Origin of the sequence: Achromobacter sp. GD03932, assembly GCF_029839485.1 — a bacterium.
Lineage (GTDB): Bacteria > Pseudomonadota > Gammaproteobacteria > Burkholderiales > Burkholderiaceae_B > Achromobacter > Achromobacter bronchisepticus_A.
The window spans coordinates 164,875-183,629 of the sequence record NZ_JAOCAT010000008.1 but is presented as its reverse complement, the minus strand read 5'-3'; the positions used below and the strand labels follow the sequence as shown (position 1 = coordinate 183,629).

Below are 18,755 nucleotides of genomic sequence, written 5' to 3'. Positions count from 1 at the left end.
AAAGGATGGATGTCCGCGCCAGCGGGCCTCCCGATCATGGCAAACAAAGATCCTATCCGCGTAGGCGTGTTGTTTTCCGAAACAGGTGCCACATCGACCATAGGCCGGTCCCAGCTGCATGGCACCTTGCTGGCCATCGACGAGATCAACGAGGCGGGCGGGGTGGATGGCCGCGAGATCGTGCCGGTGCGCTACGACCCGAGGTCCGACCCCGCCACCTATAGCGTGCTGGCCGAAAGACTCATCACGCAAGACCGCGTCAACGTCATATTCGGCTGCTACATGTCCAGCAGCCGCAAGGCGGTGCTGCCGGTGGTCGAGAAATGGAACCGCCTGCTGTTCTATCCGACGCTGTACGAAGGGTTCGAGTTTTCGAACAACATCATCTACACCGGCGCCGCGCCCAACCAGAACAGCGTGCAGCTGGCGGAATTCATGACCGCAAACTTCGGCGCGCGGGTCTACCTGATCGGTTCGGACTACATCTATCCCTACGAGTCCAACCGCATCATGGGCGAACTGGTGCTGCAGCGGCAGGACAGCGCCAAACTGGGCGAACGCTACGTGCCCTTGACCGCGACGGAGCGCGACTACCGGGAGATCCTGGACGACATCCGCAACAAGCGGCCGGACTTCATCTTCTCCACCGTGGTGGGCAATTCCACGGCCTGCCTGTACCGCGCCTATGCGGATGCGGGCTTCGATCCGAAGACCATGCCCATCGCCAGCCTGACGACGTCTGAAGCGGAGATCTCGCAGATGGAGCCCGAGGTGGCGGCCGGCCACTTCACTTCGGCGCCGTATTTCCAATCCATCGATTCCGATATCAACCGGCGCTGCCTGGAACGATTGCGGCGGCGCTTCGGCCATGACTGCGTGCCCAACCTCTGCTGGGAAGCGGCGTACTTCCAGATGCACATCTTCGCCAACGCCTTTCGCGACACCGGCACCGACGAGATCGCGCAGATCCTTCCGCGCGTGCTGCAAAGCGAATTCCAGGCGCCGCAGGGCCGTGTGCGCATCGACCCCACCAACCACCACACCTGCCTGTATCCGCGTGTCGGCAGGGTCAACGCCAAGGGCCAATTCACCATCGTGCGCGAGGCCACGCGGTCCGTGCATCCCGATCCGTACCTGGTCACCCATTCGCTGGGCGACTGGACGGCCACCCTGAGTTCGCTGGATATCTGATGGGCGATACCGCCAGCCGCCAGCGCGCGGAGCGCGCGACGCCATCCCTGCTCAAGGACCTGCGCACGCTGCGGATCGCCGTCTATCACCCCGACGATGCCGATGGCCGCCAATTGACGCAGCAGCTGCAACGGATCGGCTGCCAGGTGCAGACCTTCTGGCCTCCGGCGCCCACCTTGCCCGAAGGGCTGGATGCGGTGTTCCTGGCCGTGCGTCCGGACGTGATCGACCTGGGTTTCGAGTGGGCCAAGAGTGAAGACGCGCCCATGGTCATCGCCATCGTCACCTACGAGAATCCAACCATCGTCGAGGCGGTGCTGCGCATCGGCGCGAAAGCGGTGCTGCCTTCGCCCGTGCGCTCGTTCGGCCTGTTGTCGTCATTGGTGGTGGCGCGCCAGGTCTACGACGACATCAAGTCGCATGCCCGGCGCCTGCGCAAGCTGGAGGGAAAACTGCTGGGCGTGCGCCGCATCGCGGAAGCCAAGAGCATCCTCATGCGCACGCGCAACGTCACCGAGGACCAGGCCTACGACCTGATCCGCGAGCAGGCCATGAACAAGCGCGTCACCACCGAAGAGATCGCCGGCGCCATCGTCAACGCCAACGAAATCCTGTCGCTGGGCAAGTAGGACGCGCCGCGCAGCCTCAGTACTTGCCCGTCAGCAGTTCACCCGCATTGGGCACGCGCGCTTCCAGGTCCAGCACCTTCAGCATGCGGTAGACGGTGGCTGCGGCCGCTGTCACCACCGGCAGACCCAGGCGGTCCTGCACCGGCTGGATCGACGCCAGGGACGGCATCTGCACGCAGGCGGACAGCACCACCGCGTCCACGCCGCGCGTGTTCAGGCGATCCACATGGCTGGCCGGCGCCATCGGATCCTGCGCGCCAACCTTCAGGTTGTCGGGAATCTCCAGCGACAGGCTGTCCTGCACCTCGATGCCTTCGTTCTCGATGTAGTCCACCACCAGCTTGGTCAGCGGCTTCATGTAGGGCGTCAGGATCGCGACCTTGCGGGCGCCGATGGCGTGCAGGCCTTCCACCAGCGCGCCCGCGCTGGAAATCACCGGCGCCGGCGCGCCGTTGTCCATCGTGGCCTGGTGCAGGCGCTCCTGCGAGACGCGGTGATAGCCCAGCCCCTGGCTCATGATCGCCACCAGGCAGGCATAGCCCAGCACGTCCACGCGCGCATCGGACAGCTCCTGCGCGCAACGGTCCGACTCCCGGTCCATCGACGCCAGTTCCGCCGCCGTCACCTGCTTCATGCGCATGCGGCTGGAATGGAAGGTGAAGCGCTCCGGCGCGATGGTCTCGCGCAGGCGCAGCATGGCCGGGATCTCCGTTTCCATGGTGGTGTTGGAACTGGGGACGATCTGGCCGATGCGCAGGGCGCGGGGGGATGTGGTCATGGCGATGCTCCTCGAAAGGCGTGAGAGGGCCGGCCCGCTGCGGCGCGCGGGAACTCGGCAATGCGGAATGCGGATGTCAGCCGGTGGCGGTGCCTGCGGCGGCGAGCGCTGGTCTCATGGCAGGTCCCCGGATGTTTGTCGTGTGCTCTATCGGCAGGACTTATTCTGGTCGCCGGGAACGATATTTTCCAATATAGTTTTTATCTGGTTTGATATCTTTCCCAAATAACTGGCCGCCATGGAAATCCGCCAACTCCGTTATTTCGCCGTGCTGGCCGAAGAGCTGAACTTCACCCGGGCCGCGGCGCGCCTGCACATCTCGCAACCGCCGCTCAGCCTGCAGATCGCCCAGCTGGAGCGCGAACTCGAGGTCAAGCTGTTCGACCGCAACAACCGCCGCGTGACGCTGACCGAGGCCGGCGAAGCCTTCCTCAACGACGTGCGCGCGCTCCTCGCCAGCCTGAAGGACGCCACCGTCCGCGCCCGCGCCGTGGACCAGGGCCTGGCGGGCCGCATCGAGGTCGGCCTGTCCGGCTCGCACTTCATGGGCCCCGTGCCGGCGCTGATCGCCCGCTACAAGGCGTCCCATCCCCAGGTCTCGGTCCTGCTCAACGAAATGAACCCCGCCGCGCAGCTGGACGCGCTGCGCGGACACCGCATCGACGTCAGCATCTCGCGTACCGCCGTCGACGACGAGGAACTGCAGTCCATGCCCCTATGGCCCGATCCCGTCGTGGCCGTGCTTCCCAAGGGCCACCCGCTGTCCGCCCGCAAGCGGCTGGCACTCGGCGACCTCGCCGGCGAAGCCTTCGTCATGCTGCGCCAGGACACCTCCGCCTTCGCCCGCACCCTGGCCGAAACCTGCGCCCGCGCCGGCCTGCCGCTGTCAGCCGCCCAAACCGTCGCCGAAGTCCCCGCCCAACTGGCGCTGGTCGCCGCGGGCCTGGGCGTGGCCTTGGTGCCGCGTTCCGCCTGCCGCCACGCCACCGACCGCATTGCTGTTTGCACGTTGCCCGCCGACATCGCGCGCGCCATGGTCTACGCCGTCACCCGCCGGCAAGGGCGCAGGCGCGCACTGGATACGTTCCTACAGACCGCCGCACAGATGAAGGAGGAATGACGCACACCACGCGGTCATTCGACGCGTCGCGAGACCCGCCAAACTCAGAAGCAGCATCAACCAGCGCGCAGCGCCATCACCAATCGCAAGACACCGCATAAGCCCCAGCAGGCCGCCCGCGCGGCCGCCCTGGGGCGAACCCCGCAAGATCTCGCCACCCACCCAGACCGAGGCGAGAACCCCAAGCAAACAACTCGCCCCAGCGCCCGCGAAGATTCAAACAGCACAGCCTGGCGCGGCGGCCCGGCCGGTGGCGCGGGGCGTCGATAAGCCCAAGGGAATCCGAAGGAACCGCCGCAGGCGGTGACGAGGATGACGCAGGGGCAGTCCGGAGCGAACGCTCCGGACCGCAATCGTTGCCCCGCGCCACCGGCCGGGCCGCCGTGCCAGGCGTCTTAAGAACACAAAGACCGGCCCCAAAAACAAGGGACCGTCTCACAAAAAGACGGCCCCAAGAAAACCAAGCAAAGCAAAACAACTCAGCCCGTCAACACGCAATCCAAAGCCTCCGGCGCACCCAACCGCACCCGGAACGCTCTCAACTCATCCCGCCGGAATACATGCACGGTCACGCGATCCCCCGCCCGGTACTGCGCCAATAGCAGTTCCAGCCCCGCCGGCGCATCCACCCGCAAGCCGTCCACCGCCACCAGCACATCCCCCGCCGACAACCCGCCCTTATGCCCCGCGCCGCCCTCCAGTACCGTCGCCAGCACCAGCGATTCCCCCTGCTTGCGCGTACGCACATCCAGCGAAGGAATGTTGGCCGCCGTCTTCCATTGCAGCGTGATGCCCTGCGGCTCCAGCAGCTCCGCCAATGGCACATCCGCCGTCCCATAGGCATGGCGCGCGATGAAGCGCCGTGTATCCACGCCCGTGGCTTCGAGGATCAGCGCCGGCAGCCCATCCTCCGGCAACCCTTGCGGCTTGCCCTGATAGAAATCGCGCCCATAGCGGCTCCACAGCAGACGCATCACATCGTCCAGCGAGTGCGCACCGTCCGTTTCCCGGCGGATCAGCAGATCCAGTCCCAGCGCCACCAACGCACCCTTGGTGTAATAGCTGACCAGCGCATTCGGCGAATTTTCATCCTGCTTGTAATAGCGCGTCCAGGCATCGAACGAACTCTCCGCCACCGACTGCTTCAACCGCCCTGGCGTACGCGCCACGCTGGTGATGGTCTTGGCCAGCAGCCGCAGATAGTCAGGTTGCGTGATCGCGCCCGAACGCAACAGCAGCAGATCGTCGTAATAGGACGTGAAGCCCTCGAACACCCACAGCAGGCGCGTCAGGTCGGGCTGCGAGAGATCATAGGGAACAAAGGCGTCCGGCTTGATCCGCTTGACGTTCCAGGTATGGAAATACTCATGGCTCACCAGGCCCAGAAAGCCGCGATAGCCTTCGCCCTGGCCCTGCTGGCCCATCACCGGCAGATCCTTGCGCGCCGTCATCAGCGCCGTGCTGGCGCGATGCTCCAGCCCGCCATAGCCGTCGCCCGTGACCATGGTCATGAACACGTAGCGGTCCGAGCTGTCCAGGAAAGGCGCGCGCTTGCTGCGCGGCTCGAAGAACGCAATCTGCGTTTCGCAGATCTTGCGCACGTCTTCCGTGATCCGTGCCAGGTCCAGGTTGGGCGTAACCCCGGTGAACACCAGTTCATGTTCGGCGCCATGCGCCGTGAAGCTCGATACCTGCGGCGTGCCCATTTCCACCGGATGATCGATCAGCGCGTCATAGTCCGGCGCCAAATACAGCCCGAAACCATGGCGGCGCGCGGCGCCCTTGTGGCCGCGCGCTTCCGGCAGACTGGTGTAGACCTTCCAGCCCGGAATCGAGCGCGGTGGCGCCAGGTCCACCAGGCAGGGCAGGTGGTCCTGGCCATGCACCCGCAGGAACACGCTGGTGCCGTTGAAAAAGCCGTGGGTCTCGTCCAGGTGCGCGCCGCGCACCGACAGATCCCAGGCATAGACCTCGTACTCCACCCGCAGCGGACCCTCGCAGGGCGCAGCCTGCCAGGTATGGTTGTCGATCTTCTCGACAGGCACGCGCCGCGTGCCCGAATGGGCCGTCAGCGATTCGATCTGGCGCGAGAAATCGCGGATCAGATAGCTGCCCGGAATCCAGGCCGGCAGCGACAGGCGCTGGCCGTCGGGGGAGGGCGCTGCGATGCTTAGGGTTATCCGGTAGCGGTGTCCGGCCGGATCATGGGGCGCGAGGCGGTAAAGTAGCGGCAAAGCGTAGTCTTTTTCCATGGCCATATCTTACTTTCATACTTATTCGGAGACATCAATGAGCGAGTCGTTTGTGCTGGTCGAAACCCGGGGTCGCGTCGGCCTGCTGACGCTGAACCGCCCCAAGGCCCTGAACGCCTTGAACGATCAACTGATGGATGAGCTCGGCGCGGCCCTGCTGGCGTTCGAAGCGGACGCCGATATCGGCGCCGTGGTCATCACCGGCAGCGAAAAGGCCTTCGCCGCCGGCGCCGACATCGGCGCCATGAAAGACTGGTCATACATGGACGTGTATGGCAGCGAATACATCACGCGCAACTGGGAAACGCTCAAGCGCATCCGCAAACCCGTGATCGCCGCCGTGGCCGGTTACGCCCTGGGCGGCGGCTGCGAACTGGCCATGATGTGCGACATCATCATCGCCGCCGACACCGCCAAGTTCGGCCAGCCCGAAATCAAGCTGGGCGTGATCCCGGGCGCCGGCGGCACCCAGCGCCTGCCGCGCGCGGTGGGCAAGGCCAAGGCCATGGACCTGGCGCTGACCGCCCGCATGATGGGCGCTGAAGAAGCGGAACGCGCCGGCCTGGTGTCGCGCGTGGTGCCGGCCGACAAGCTCATGGAAGAAGCCATGGACGCGGCCACCGTCATCGCCTCCATGTCCTTGCCGTCGGTCATGATGGCCAAGGAGTGCGTCAACCGCGCCTTCGAAGGCTCGCTCAACGAAGGCCTGCTGTTCGAGCGCCGCGTGTTCCATTCGCTGTTCGCCACGGAAGACCAGAAGGAAGGCATGGCCGCGTTCACCGAAAAGCGCAAACCGGATTTCAAACACCGTTAATCCTTGTTACGCCCGGGCGGCCAGCCCGGGTACGCCAGGATCCGCCCCGCGCGCCCTCCCAGGGCGCGTTTTTTTTGCATGCCTTCAAGCGCATGAGGGGCGTTGCGCCTTGAAACGGTTCGGCAGCACCTTGTTGCAGAGTTCGGCCCTATCCTGAAAAAGCGTCACCGCGAGGTGCCGCGCCAGAGAGGCTTGCCCGAACTGGCAAGTCCGGCGCGGCGGCTCGCTTGCAGAAAAAATCAATAAGGAGCCTTGCATGCGTACATCCATCGCTACCCGCCGCTGGTCCGCCGCGGTCCTTGCCGGCGCGCTCAGCGCCTGCTTCGTTACCGCCACCCAGGCGCAATCGCCGCGCCCCTCGTTGCGCCTGGTGTCCGAGACGCCGTATCCGGCCGCCTCCGCGCCCGCGGCGCAGATGAGCGAGCAAGAGCTGCGCGACATCGCCATCGACGCCTATGTCTATGCCTATCCGATGGTGCTGATGGAATTGGCCCGGCGTAAGGCCACGGCCGTGCAGACGCCGCTGGACGGCAAGGCGCCGGTGAACCAGTTCGGGCACAAGGCCGCCTTCCCCGATCCGCGCGCGGGCGACGTGCCCTGGCCCAGCGCCGATGCGCTCTATTCGAGCCTGTGGTTCGACGTGTCGCGCGCCCCGCTGATCGTGAACCTGCCCGCGACCGGCGACCGCTATATGGTGTTGTCGGCGCTGGACATGTGGAGCGACGTATTCGCCTCGCGCGGCACGCGCACCAACGGTAGCGGCGCCCAGTCCTTCGCCATCGTCGGCCCTGGCTGGCAGGGCAGCGTGCCCCCCGGCATGGACGTGATCCACAGTCCTACGGCTACCGGCTGGCTGATCGGCTGGACCCAGGCGGGCGGTCCGCAGGACTATGCCGCCGTCAATCAGATCCAGGCCGGCATGACCGCCAGCCCGATGGCCGCTCCCGTCACCGCCAGGCCCGCAGCCAGCCGCGGTTCCCGCAGCGCCTATCCGCAGACCGGGGCCGGCGTGGGGTCGGCGCCGATCGGCAGCGACCTGCCGCCGCCCATGCCCGTGACCGTGCCCGACGGCACGCCGGCCGAACAGGCCGCCGGCATGGACGCGGCCTCGTTCTTCACGCTGTTCTTCGACGTGATGCGCAACAACCCGCCGCATGCCAACGACACGCCCATTCTGGATCGCATGCGCCGCATCGGTTTGGACAGCCGTCAGCCGTTCTCGTATGGTCGCCTGAGTCCCGCCGTGCAGCAGGCGCTGGCGCAGGCCCAGCCGCTGGCGGGCCGGCGCATCGCCGACGGCGTATCGCGCCTGGGTACGCCCATGAACGGCTGGAGCACCGTGCTGTCCGGCATCGGCACCTATGGCACCGACTACACGCGCCGCGCCGCCATCGCCTATGCGGGCCTGGGCGCGCCGACCCCGGAAGACGTGCTGTACCCGGTCACGGTGTCCGACTCCAAAGGCCGCGCGCTGAATTCCAATGAAGACTACGTGCTGCACTTCGACAAGGGCCAGCTGCCGCCGGTCAACGCCTACTGGTCGCTGCACGTCTACGACGACAAGCACGGTTTCGCCGACAATCCGGCCAACCGCTATGTGCTGCGCAGCACCGACGGCCTGAAGTACAACGCCGACGGTTCGCTGGACATCTACATCCAGCGCCGCGACCCCGGCGAGCGCAAGCGCTCGAACTGGATCGCCACGCCGGCCGCCGATGCGCCGTTCCTGCTCAGCATGCGTTTGTACGCGCCGCAGGATACGGCGCTGGACGGACTGTGGGCGCCGCCGCCGGTCAAGGAGGATTGATCCTGTTTTGATGGTATAAAGCGCGGCCTCCGTGACGGAGGCCGCGCTTCATTGAGCAGGGTTTGCTCAGCATGCTGCGAGGGGTGATTCGCGTCCCTAATTTCGGCCGATCCAGGCGTTGTTTGCGCCTTACAAACGGCCGAAAGTTCATTTGCTAGGGTAAAAAGAATCACGCTATACTCTGCGGGTTTGACGCTTGCGGGATAAGAACACGTAGCGGCTGACAAGTAGCGGGCACGGCGTTGATGAGCCTTTTGAAATCAACGACTTGGCGCCGGCTATGGGAGGCAGCTACGGGCAGCGAGACGCGCCGGTTCTGATAGGGGCAAAGAAGCAAAGCGAGGAAGTTTGATGCAACAGAACTCCATGCAGCATGAAGTGCGGCAGGGTCCGGTTGACGGTCAGGGTCAGCAGCAAGCAATGTTTGACCACGACATGGCGGATAAAGTTCTGGTTCTCAGTGACGCGGATCGCGCGGCGCTGAATGCTCAAGCCAGTCGCGGGCTCCTGTTGGCATTGGCAGCGCAAGGTGCCATGGGGCTCGCAGCAGCAGTAATTGCGGGGGTTGTCGGAGGGGCGGCGGCAGGTTGGTCGGCGCTGGCGGGGGCGGGAGCGTATTTCATTCCCAATGCGTTGTTCGCATTGCGCCTGGCTGTCAGCGTACGGGCCGGTAAGTCCAGTCCCTTTACCTTTCTCTCTGGTGAGTTGATCAAGTTGTTCGCAACGGCGCTGCTGTTGTGGCTGCTTTCGCGTGTGGCGCAGGATAGCCTCGTATGGCCTGCCGCGTTGCTCGGTCTGATACTCACATTGAAGGGCTATCTCCTGCTCTTGATGTTCCGCAAGTTGTCATAGCGCCGAGCAGGTTTGCGGCAAACGAAATCGTGGAATCGTCCGGTTCGCAAGGGCCGGGCACAGCAAATAGGGTAGGATTCAAATGGCTGCTGCCAGCGACGTGTCGCCTCAGTCCGCGTATATTCAGCACCACCTGGTGCATCTGAACAATACCGGTGAGAAACAGAGCGCTATCGCTCAGTTCGACATCATCAATTACGACTCGTTGTTCTGGTCCGGCCTGATGGGTCTGATCGTCATTTTCTTCCTGTGGCGCGCTGCGCGCCGCGCCACCAGTGGCGTGCCGGGCCGTTTCCAGGCCTTCGTGGAAATGATCGTCGACATGGTCGACGATCAGGCCAAGGGCATCGTCCACAACGCCAAGAGCCGTCTTTTCATCGCCCCGCTGGCACTGACCGTGTTCCTCTGGATCATCCTGATGAACGCGCTGGACTTGCTGCCCGTCGACCTGCTGCCCTCCATCTGGCGCCTGACCGGCCTGGGCGCTGAGCACGGCGATCCGCTCTACTACCACCGCATTCTGCCGACCGCCGACCTGAACGTGCCGATGGGCATGTCGCTGGGCGTGCTGCTGCTGATGTTCTACTACGGCATCAAGATCAAGCACCCGGGCGGCTTCGTCAAAGAACTGTTCACCGCGCCGTTCCACGCGCATGGCATCGGCGCCATCGTGCTGGCCCCGTTCAACCTGCTGCTGAACCTGATCGAATACGCCGCCAAGTCCGTGTCGCTGGGCATGCGGTTGTTCGGCAACATGTTCGCCGGCGAACTGATTTTCATGCTGATCGCCCTGCTGGGCGGCGCCTGGACTGGCTTCAACGGCGCCAGCATCGGCTTGGGCATCGGCCACATCCTGGCCGGCTCCATCTGGGCGATCTTCCACATCCTGATCGTTCTGCTGCAGGCCTTCATTTTCATGATGCTGACGCTGGTGTATCTCGGCCAGGCTCACGAAGGCCACTGATCCCCCGAATTTCCCGTGCTGGCCATCCGGCCAGCACGGGATAGCAAGATTATCTTGCATTGAGCAGTACCCCTTATTTTTCAATTTTTGACTTCAGATTTCTAACCAAGGAGTTGTCATGACCAACGTCGCTTTCGTTGCCCTCGCTTGCGGTCTTATCATCGGTCTGGGCGCTATCGGCGCTTGCATCGGCATCGCACTGATGGGCGGCAAGTATCTGGAAGCCTCGGCTCGTCAGCCTGAACTGATGAACGCTCTGCAAACGAAGATGTTCCTGCTGGCTGGCCTGATCGACGCGGCATTCCTGATCGGCGTGGGTATCGCCATGCTGTTCGCCTTCGCCAACCCGTTCGTCGGCTAAGGCACCGCCCGCCGGCGAAAAGGCGGGTCATGACGCTGGCGGCGGTGCGGGTGCAAGCTCCGTCGCCGCCCAGCAAAGTATCGAGTGCTCCGTGACGCCCCTTTCCGGGTGCGGTCGGAGCCGCAAGGTGTTAAAGGAACGACCGTGAATCTGAACGCGACGATCATTTTCCAGATGCTCGTGTTCTTCGTTCTTGGCTGGTTCACGATGAAATTCGTGTGGCCTCCCCTGACGAAGGCGATGGACGAGCGCCGCCAGAAAATCGCCGACGGCCTGGCCGCCGCCGAGAAGGGCAAAGCCGATTTGGCTCAAGCCCAGGCGCGCGTCAGTCTGATCGAGGCTTCTGCCAAGTCCGAAAACCACGCCCGCATCATCGAGGCCGAGAAGCAAGCCGCCTCCCTGATCGAGCAGGCCCGCCGTGAAGCGGAAGCCGAACGCGCCCGCATCGTGGCGCAGGCTGCCCAGGATGCCGCGCAGGAAGTCCAGCGCGCCCGCGACCTGCTGCGCGACGACGTCGCTGCGCTGGCCGTCAAGGGTGCTGAACAGATCCTCAAGCGCGAGGTTGACGCCCGCGCACACGCCGAGCTGCTCAACCAGCTCCGCGCGCAGCTTTAATCCGGGACCGTCATGGCTGAACTTTCCACTGTTGCCCGGCCCTACGCTGAAGCGCTCTTCAGCGCGGCGCGCGACGACAAGGCCGGCTTGCCGGCCTGGTCCGATCTGGTCAGCGAACTGGCTCAGGTCGCCTCCAACCCCGACGTGCGCGAGGCCATGGCCGACCCGCGTCTGGGCGACAAGCAGCGCGTCGAGCTGTTCTCCGGCCTGGTAAAGGCCGAACTGCCTCAAGCCGCCCGCAATTTCATCGAGCTGCTGGTCGAAAACGACCGGCTGCTGCTGCTGCCCGACATCGCCGCGCAATTCGCGGTGCTGCGGAATCGTCACGACGGCACGGCGCAGGCGGAAATTACCAGCGCGTTCGAAATGAGCGATGCCCAGGTCAAAGAGCTGGTCAGCGCGCTCGAACAAAAATTCGGCCTCAAGCTCAAGCCCAGCGTCACCGTTGATCCGTCGCTGATCGGCGGCGTGCGCGTGGCCGTCGGTGACCAGGTGCTCGATACTTCCGTACAAGCCCAATTGGCCCGCATGCGCGATCAGCTCGCCGCTTAAGGCAACTAACAGGATTCCAGGAGTCAATATGCAACTCAATCCCTCCGAGATCAGCGAACTGCTCAAGAGCCGCATCGAGGGCCTGGGCGCTTCGGCTGATGTCCGTACTCAGGGCACCGTCGTGTCCGTGACCGACGGTATTACCCGCATCCACGGCTTGTCCGACGTGATGCAGGGCGAAATGCTCGAATTCCCCAACAACGTTTTCGGTCTGGCGCTCAACCTCGAGCGTGATTCCGTCGGCGCCGTTATTCTCGGCGACTACACCGGCGTTTCCGAAGGCGACCAGGTCAAGACGACCGGCCGCATTCTGGAAGTTCCGGTCGGTCCCGAACTGAAAGGCCGCGTGGTCAACACGCTGGGCGAGCCGATCGACGGCAAGGGCCCGGTCAACGCCAAGGCCACCGACATCATCGAAAAAGTGGCGCCTGGCGTTATCGCCCGCCGCTCGGTGTCGCAGCCGCTGCAAACCGGCATCAAGGCTATCGACTCGATGGTGCCGATCGGCCGCGGCCAGCGCGAACTGATCATTGGCGACCGCCAGACCGGCAAGACCGCCGTCGCTGTCGACACGATCATCAGCCAGAAGGGCAAGGGCGTCACCTGCGTGTACGTCGCTATCGGCCAGAAGGCTTCGACGATCAACAACGTGGTGCGCAAGCTGGAAGAGCACGGCGCGATGGAATACACCATCGTCGTGGCCGCTTCGGCCTCCGACTCGGCCGCCATGCAGTACCTGGCCGCCTACGCCGGCTGCACGATGGGCGAATACTTCCGCGACCGCGGCGAAGACGCCCTGATCGTTTATGACGACCTGACCAAGCAAGCCTGGGCCTATCGCCAAGTGTCGCTGCTGCTGCGTCGTCCGCCGGGCCGCGAAGCCTACCCGGGCGACGTGTTCTACCTGCACTCGCGCCTGCTGGAACGCGCTGCCCGCGTGAACGAAGAGTACGTCGAGAAGTTCACCAACGGCGCCGTCAAGGGCAAGACCGGCTCGCTGACCGCGCTGCCGATCATCGAAACCCAGGCAGGCGACGTGTCGGCCTTCGTTCCGACCAACGTGATCTCGATCACCGACGGCCAGATCTTCCTGGAAACCGACCTGTTCAACGCCGGTGTCCGCCCCGCAATCAACGCCGGTATCTCGGTGTCGCGTGTGGGTGGCGCTGCTCAGACCAAGGTCGTCAAGAAGCTGTCCGGCGGTATCCGTACCGACCTGGCGCAGTACCGTGAACTGGCCGCCTTCGCGCAGTTCGCTTCCGACCTGGACGACGCGACCCGTCGCCAGCTGGAACGCGGCAAGCGCGTGGTGGAACTGCTCAAGCAGCCGCAATACCAGCCGCTGCAAGTGTGGGAACTGGCCGTCACGCTGTACACGGTCAACAACGGCTACCTGGATGAAGTGGACGTGGCCCAAGTGCTGTCGTTCGAGAAGTCGCTGAAGGATCAACTGAAGGCCAAGCATGCGGCCCTGATCCAGCGCATCGAAGACACCAAGGAACTGTCCAAGGATGACGAAGCCGAATTGGCCGCCGCCATCCAGGAATTCAAGAAGCACGGTGCTTTTTAAGAAAGTGATGGGTTAGGCGTCCGCGACGCCTCACCCATCCTTCCCGGATGGATGAGGCGCCAGCGGAACCCATCGGCCAGTCTTCACAGGAAAGCGCAATGCCCGGAATTAAGGAAATCCGAACCAAGATCAAGAGCGTGCAAAACACGCGCAAGATCACCAAGGCGATGGAAATGGTCGCCGCATCCAAGATGCGCAAGGCGCAGGAGCGGATGCGTGCTGGCCGTCCGTACGCCACCAAGGTGCGCGAGATTGCTGCGCACCTGATGCAGGCCAACCCCGAGTACAGCCACCCGTACCTGGTCGAACGCGAAGTCAAGGCGGTCGGCGTGATCATGGTCACGACCGACAAGGGCCTGTGCGGCGGCTTGAACACCAACATCACCCGCGTGACGTTGGGCAAGCTGAAAGAGTTCGAGAAGAACGGCATCGCCGTGCAAGCGACCGCTTTCGGCAACAAGGGCGTGGGCGTGCTGACGCGCATCGGCGCCAAACTGGTTTCCCAGGAAGTGCAACTGGGCGACAAGCCGCAACTCGACCGCCTGCTGGGCGCGATCAAGGTGCAGCTGGACGCCTACCTGGAAGGCCGCATCGACGCGCTGTACGTGGCTTCGACCCGCTTCGTCAACACGATGAAGCAGGAGCCGCTGTTCTTGCGCCTGCTGCCTCTGGCCAGCGGTTTGGATGATCCGTACCAGACGGGCGCTGATAGCCTGGCCAAGACCTCGGAAGTGAAGTCGGACTACAGCTGGGATTACATCTACGAACCCGACGCCCGTAGCGTGATCGACGACCTGCTGCAGCGTTACGTTGAGGGCCTGCTGTACCAAGCCGTGGCCGAGAACATGGCTTCGGAGCAGTCGGCCCGGATGGTCGCCATGAAGGCGGCGTCGGACAACGCCAAGAAGGTCATCGGCGATCTGCAACTGGTCTACAACAAGACCCGTCAGGCCGCGATCACCAAAGAAATTTCGGAAATCGTAGGGGGCGCTGCCGCCGTTTGAGGCAGGCAGCATCCCGTCACAAGCTATCAAGCAAGGAATCGACATGAGCAACGGAACCATCGTTCAGTGCATCGGCGCCGTGGTGGATATTCAGTTCCCCCGCGATCACATGCCCAAGATTTACGAAGCGCTCACCCTGGCCGACGAGGGTTCCTCGTTCGCCGAAAAGGGTCTGACGCTGGAAGTGCAGCAACAGCTGGGCGACGGCGTGGTGCGTACCATTGCGCTGGGCTCCAGCGACGGCCTGCGCCGCGGCATGAAGGTCACCGGCACGGGCGCCCCGATCTCGGTGCCCGTCGGCACCGGCACGCTCGGCCGCATCATGGACGTGCTGGGTCGTCCCATCGACGAAGCCGGCCCGATCCAGCACGACGAAAAGCGCGGTATTCACCAAGCGGCTCCCCGTTTCGACGAACTGTCGCCGTCGGTGGAACTGCTGGAAACCGGCATCAAGGTTATTGACCTGGTTTGCCCGTTCGCCAAGGGCGGCAAGGTCGGCCTGTTCGGCGGCGCCGGCGTGGGCAAGACCGTCAACATGATGGAACTGATCAACAACATCGCCAAGCAGCACAGCGGCTTGTCGGTGTTCGCCGGCGTGGGCGAGCGTACCCGCGAAGGCAACGACTTCTACCATGAAATGGAAGAGTCGAACGTTCTGGACAAGGTTGCGATGGTGTTCGGTCAGATGAACGAACCCCCGGGCAACCGTCTGCGCGTGGCGCTGACCGGCCTGACCATGGCCGAGAAGTTCCGCGACGAAGGCCGCGACATCCTGTTCTTCGTGGACAACATCTACCGCTACACCCTGGCCGGTACCGAAGTGTCGGCACTGCTGGGCCGTATGCCGTCGGCGGTGGGCTACCAGCCCACGCTGGCTGAAGAAATGGGCAAGCTGCAAGAGCGCATCACGTCGACCAAGACCGGCTCGATCACCTCGATCCAGGCCGTGTACGTCCCTGCGGACGACTTGACCGACCCGTCGCCTGCCACGACCTTCCAGCATTTGGACTCCACCGTCGTGCTGTCGCGTGACATCGCCGCCCTGGGTATCTACCCGGCCGTGGACCCGCTGGATTCGTCCAGCCGCCAGCTCGACCCGCAAGTCGTCGGCGAAGAGCACTACGCCGTCGCCCGTGGCGTGCAGCAAACGCTGCAGCGCTACAAGGAACTGCGCGACATCATCGCGATTCTGGGCATGGACGAACTGTCGCCGGAAGACAAGCAGGCCGTGGCCCGCGCCCGTAAGATCCAGCGCTTCCTGTCGCAGCCGTTCCACGTTGCAGAAGTGTTCACCGGTTCGCCCGGCAAGTACGTTCCGCTGGCCGAAACCATCCGTGGTTTCAAGATGATCGTGAACGGCGAGTGCGATGCGCTGCCGGAACAGGCCTTCTACATGGTCGGCTCGATCGACGAGGCCTTCGAGAAGGCCAAGAAACTGCAATAAGGAACCGATATGGCTACCCTGCATGTGGATGTCGTCAGCGCAGAGGAAGCGATCTTCTCCGGTGAGGCGAAGTTCGTGGTGCTGCCTGGCGAAGCGGGTGAACTGGGCATTCTGCCCGGCCACACCCCGCTGATTTCGCGCATACGCCCCGGGACGGTCAAGATCGTTCGTGCCGACCAAGGCGAGGAAAACATCTTCGTCGCCGGGGGCATTCTGGAAGTGCAGCCGGGCAGCGTGACGGTTCTGGCCGACACGGCTATCCGTGCCGCCGACCTGGACGAAGCCCGCGCCCTGGAAGCGCGCCAGAAGGCCGAACAGGCCCTGGCCAACGCCAAGGACAAGGCGGACATCGCCGTGGTCGAAGCGGAACTCGCCATGCTGGCTGCGCAAGCCATCGCGGCGCGCAAGCTGCGCCAAGGCGGCCGTTCGCACTAAGCGGCGAAGCTGTGCCCCGGGGTTCGCTCCGGAATCGAAAGAAGCGGCCTCCGGGCCGCTTTTTTCATGCTCGTGTTTTTCATGTCCACGAGAACGTCCGCCGCGCCGCCCTTTGTGCGAGCCGCAATGCGATCACTACGAATAGCTGCAAGGCGGTTGCAACAGTAGCCTTCAGTCTTCCTAGTCAAGCGTAGGGGGAAGCGTGCGAGAAGTCCTGGATTGCGGGGTACTGCTGGCGCCCGGCCACGATGGGCCGATGCGCGACCTGGTCGCGCTGCACCCGGCCAGGCAGACGCGTGTGCGGCTGCATCTGGTGTCGCTGAGTCCGGTGCGCTATGCGGCCCCCGGCGTGGCGGCACGCGATGCCGCATCCGGCGCGCAGAGCGATGCCCATGCGCAGGCCGAAGGCCAGGAAGCGGACGTGCAGGCGTTGGCGCGGCTGGCGGTGGCGCTCAGGCGCTACGACTGCTGCATCCTGCCGGTGGCGCCGCCATCGCTCTCCTGGACGCGGATGGCCCTGCAACAAGCGGGCAGCGCCTTGAGCACGCCGGTGCTGTTGCTGATCTCCGATGTGAAGGCGCCCGCCATCGAAGACCTGCTGAGCCTGGGTGCGTCGGATTTCATCATGCAGCCGGCCTGCCTGGAGAGCATGCGGGTGCGGCTCGGCCGCCTGGCCGGCGCGGCGCAAGGGCGAGGCTTGGCGCGGACGGATATCCGCGAGCCCGCGACGGCCTATCGCGAGGCGCAGCCCCAGTTGGGTACGGATGGGGTGTCGAGGCACGCTGTCCTGCGCTCGCGGGTGCCGGCGGATCAGGTCGAGCAAGCCTTGTCGGGCATGCGCAAGCAGCACCCGCGGCCTTCGCACGAATCCTTCCGGATCGCGAAGGCGCGAGTGGTGGACGGCTTCGAGCGCGACTATATCCGGCATGCGCTGTCGCGCCATGGCGGCAACGTGGCGCAGGCGGCGCGGGCGTGCTGCAAGCATCGGCGGGCGTTCTGGGCCCTGATGCGCAAGCACGGCATCGAGGCGGCGCCGTACCGGCAGGCCGCGCAGGAGCGGGGAGGCTGAAACGACTGGGCGGTGGCCAACTGGTCGGCGCGGGGCCAGCCAGCGGGACGTCACGCGCGCCGTCTTGCCCCGGAAAGCGCCCCGCTTGCGCGGCGGCAAGTGCGGCGCAGAGCCTGGCTGCGACTTGTCAGCCAGGGGAAGTAAAATCACGGCTTCCGATCATCGAGGATAGTCGTGTCTGCTTCCGTACTGAAGAACGATGTGTTCTTGCGCTCGCTGCTGCGCGAGCCCGTGCCCTACACCCCGATCTGGCTGATGCGCCAGGCCGGCCGCTACCTGCCTGAGTACCGCCAGACGCGGGCCCGCGCGGGTTCCTTCATGGGCCTTGCTCAGAACCCGGACTACGCTTCGGAAGTCACGTTGCAGCCGCTGGAGCGTTTCGACCTGGACGCAGCCATCCTGTTCTCGGACATCCTGACGGTGCCGCACGCCATGGGCCTGGGCCTGGACTTCGCCGAAGGCGAGGGTCCGCGCTTCGCCCGTCCGGTGCGTACCGAAGAAGACGTGGCGCGCCTGGAAGTGCCGGACATGGACAAGCTGCGCTACGTGTTCGATGCCGTGCGCACGATCCGGCGCGACCTGGACGGCAAGGTGCCGCTGATCGGCTTTGCCGGCAGCCCCTGGACCATCGCCTGCTACATGGTGGAAGGCCAGGGCAGCGACGACTACCGCCTGATCAAGACGCTGCTGTACGCGCGTCCCGACTTGCTGCACCGCATCCTCGAAATCAACGCCGAAGCCACGTTGCAGTACTTGAACGCGCAGATCGCCGCCGGCGCCCAAGCCGTGATGCTGTTCGACAGCTGGGGCGGCGTGCTGGCGGATGGCCTGTTCCAGCAGTTCTCGCTGGCCTACACCCGCAAGGTCGTGGCCGGGCTGACCCGCGAACACGAAGGCCGCCGCGTGCCGGCCATCGTCTTCACCAAGGGCGGCGGCCAGTGGCTGGAACAGATCGCCGCTTGCGGCGCCGATGCCGTGGGCCTGGACTGGACGGTGGATCTGGCCGCCGCGCGGCGCCGCACCGGGGACTCGGTCGCGTTCCAGGGCAACCTCGACCCCATGGCCTTGTTCGGCGGCGGACCCGCCATCCGTGCCGAGGCGCGGCGCGTGCTGGACGCGTTTGGGCCGGTGGGCAAGGGCGGCCATGTGTTCAACCTGGGACACGGTATTTCCCGCTTTACTCCGCCAGAAGCCGTAGCCGAATTGGTTGATGAAGTCCATCAGCACAGCCGTTCGCTGCGGGGGTAAGTGAGTGAACGCTTCGGTCTACAGGGCCGGAGCAGGAGGGTCCCCGGGGA

18 protein-coding genes are annotated in these 18,755 nt (G+C 64.6%); 16 read left to right on the top strand and 2 right to left on the bottom strand.

Annotated elements, in window-relative coordinates; all coding sequences use genetic code 11:
* Positions 1 to 36: 36 nt before the first annotated feature.
* On the top strand, positions 37 to 1,191 hold the full coding sequence (locus tag N5C88_RS10195; RefSeq protein WP_059377640.1) for a transporter substrate-binding domain-containing protein: 1,155 nt from the start codon (positions 37 to 39) through the stop codon (positions 1,189 to 1,191).
* The gene (locus N5C88_RS10190; protein WP_054455204.1) at positions 1,191 to 1,820 is read left to right on the top strand and encodes an ANTAR domain-containing protein; all 630 of its coding nucleotides are present in this window, start codon (positions 1,191 to 1,193) and stop codon (positions 1,818 to 1,820) included. Before N5C88_RS10195 ends, N5C88_RS10190 begins: the two co-directional genes overlap by 1 nt.
* Positions 1,821 to 1,836: 16 nt before the next feature.
* Here N5C88_RS10190 and N5C88_RS10185 read toward each other — a convergent pair whose 3' ends face one another.
* On the bottom strand, positions 1,837 to 2,598 hold the full coding sequence (locus tag N5C88_RS10185) for an Asp/Glu racemase (RefSeq protein ID WP_280015264.1): 762 nt from the start codon (positions 2,596 to 2,598) through the stop codon (positions 1,837 to 1,839).
* 238 nt (positions 2,599 to 2,836) lie between these two features.
* On the opposite strand from N5C88_RS10185, the gene N5C88_RS10180 reads away from it, so the two are divergent.
* Positions 2,837 to 3,718: a LysR substrate-binding domain-containing protein gene (locus N5C88_RS10180; protein WP_059377260.1), complete on the top strand. Its 882-nt coding sequence runs from the start codon at positions 2,837 to 2,839 to the stop codon at positions 3,716 to 3,718.
* A 479-nt stretch (positions 3,719 to 4,197) separates the two neighbouring features.
* Here the strand turns inward: N5C88_RS10180 and N5C88_RS10175 are convergent, their stop codons facing one another.
* Positions 4,198 to 5,970: a PDZ domain-containing protein gene (locus tag N5C88_RS10175; RefSeq protein WP_280015263.1), complete on the bottom strand. Its 1,773-nt coding sequence runs from the start codon at positions 5,968 to 5,970 to the stop codon at positions 4,198 to 4,200.
* Between the two features lie 37 nt (positions 5,971 to 6,007).
* On the opposite strand from N5C88_RS10175, the gene N5C88_RS10170 reads away from it, so the two are divergent.
* From N5C88_RS10170 to hemE, 13 genes are all read left to right on the top strand, one after another.
* Entirely contained in the window at positions 6,008 to 6,784 is a 777-nt protein-coding gene (locus N5C88_RS10170) for an enoyl-CoA hydratase (RefSeq protein WP_054455195.1), read from the top strand.
* Positions 6,785 to 7,040: 256 nt separating this feature from the next.
* Complete coding sequence (locus N5C88_RS10165; protein WP_280015262.1) at positions 7,041 to 8,591, top strand: DUF1254 domain-containing protein; 1,551 nt, start codon at positions 7,041 to 7,043, stop codon at positions 8,589 to 8,591.
* Positions 8,592 to 9,026: 435 nt separating this feature from the next.
* Positions 9,027 to 9,443 carry an ATP synthase subunit I gene (locus N5C88_RS10160; RefSeq protein ID WP_347881390.1) on the top strand — a complete coding sequence of 139 codons (417 nt, stop codon included), beginning with the start codon at positions 9,027 to 9,029 and terminating at the stop codon, positions 9,441 to 9,443.
* Positions 9,444 to 9,525: 82 nt separating this feature from the next.
* Positions 9,526 to 10,407: a F0F1 ATP synthase subunit A gene (atpB, locus tag N5C88_RS10155; protein ID WP_054455191.1), complete on the top strand. Its 882-nt coding sequence runs from the start codon at positions 9,526 to 9,528 to the stop codon at positions 10,405 to 10,407.
* Between the two features lie 118 nt (positions 10,408 to 10,525).
* Positions 10,526 to 10,768 (top strand): F0F1 ATP synthase subunit C, encoded by a 243-nt coding sequence (gene atpE, locus N5C88_RS10150; protein ID WP_003815363.1) that lies wholly within the window; start codon positions 10,526 to 10,528, stop codon positions 10,766 to 10,768.
* A 144-nt stretch (positions 10,769 to 10,912) separates the two neighbouring features.
* Positions 10,913 to 11,383 carry a F0F1 ATP synthase subunit B gene (locus N5C88_RS10145; RefSeq protein WP_013391129.1) on the top strand — a complete coding sequence of 157 codons (471 nt, stop codon included), beginning with the start codon at positions 10,913 to 10,915 and terminating at the stop codon, positions 11,381 to 11,383.
* 12 nt (positions 11,384 to 11,395) lie between these two features.
* The gene (locus N5C88_RS10140; RefSeq protein WP_059377271.1) at positions 11,396 to 11,935 is read left to right on the top strand and encodes a F0F1 ATP synthase subunit delta; all 540 of its coding nucleotides are present in this window, start codon (positions 11,396 to 11,398) and stop codon (positions 11,933 to 11,935) included.
* Between the two features lie 28 nt (positions 11,936 to 11,963).
* Positions 11,964 to 13,505, top strand: coding sequence for a F0F1 ATP synthase subunit alpha (atpA, locus tag N5C88_RS10135; RefSeq protein ID WP_054455187.1), 1,542 nt, complete (start codon positions 11,964 to 11,966; stop codon positions 13,503 to 13,505).
* 98 nt (positions 13,506 to 13,603) lie between these two features.
* On the top strand, positions 13,604 to 14,509 hold the full coding sequence (gene atpG / locus N5C88_RS10130) for a F0F1 ATP synthase subunit gamma (RefSeq protein WP_054455186.1): 906 nt from the start codon (positions 13,604 to 13,606) through the stop codon (positions 14,507 to 14,509).
* Positions 14,510 to 14,552: 43 nt separating this feature from the next.
* Positions 14,553 to 15,953 (top strand): F0F1 ATP synthase subunit beta, encoded by a 1,401-nt coding sequence (atpD, locus tag N5C88_RS10125; protein WP_059377274.1) that lies wholly within the window; start codon positions 14,553 to 14,555, stop codon positions 15,951 to 15,953.
* A gap of 9 nt (positions 15,954 to 15,962) precedes the next feature.
* Positions 15,963 to 16,388 carry a F0F1 ATP synthase subunit epsilon gene (locus tag N5C88_RS10120; RefSeq protein ID WP_013391134.1) on the top strand — a complete coding sequence of 142 codons (426 nt, stop codon included), beginning with the start codon at positions 15,963 to 15,965 and terminating at the stop codon, positions 16,386 to 16,388.
* A 202-nt stretch (positions 16,389 to 16,590) separates the two neighbouring features.
* On the top strand, positions 16,591 to 17,457 hold the full coding sequence (locus N5C88_RS10115; RefSeq protein WP_280015261.1) for a helix-turn-helix domain-containing protein: 867 nt from the start codon (positions 16,591 to 16,593) through the stop codon (positions 17,455 to 17,457).
* Positions 17,458 to 17,631: 174 nt separating this feature from the next.
* Positions 17,632 to 18,705, top strand: a complete 1,074-nt coding sequence (gene hemE / locus N5C88_RS10110) for a uroporphyrinogen decarboxylase (RefSeq protein WP_059377279.1) — start codon at positions 17,632 to 17,634, stop codon at positions 18,703 to 18,705.
* Positions 18,706 to 18,755: the final 50 nt, after the last annotated feature.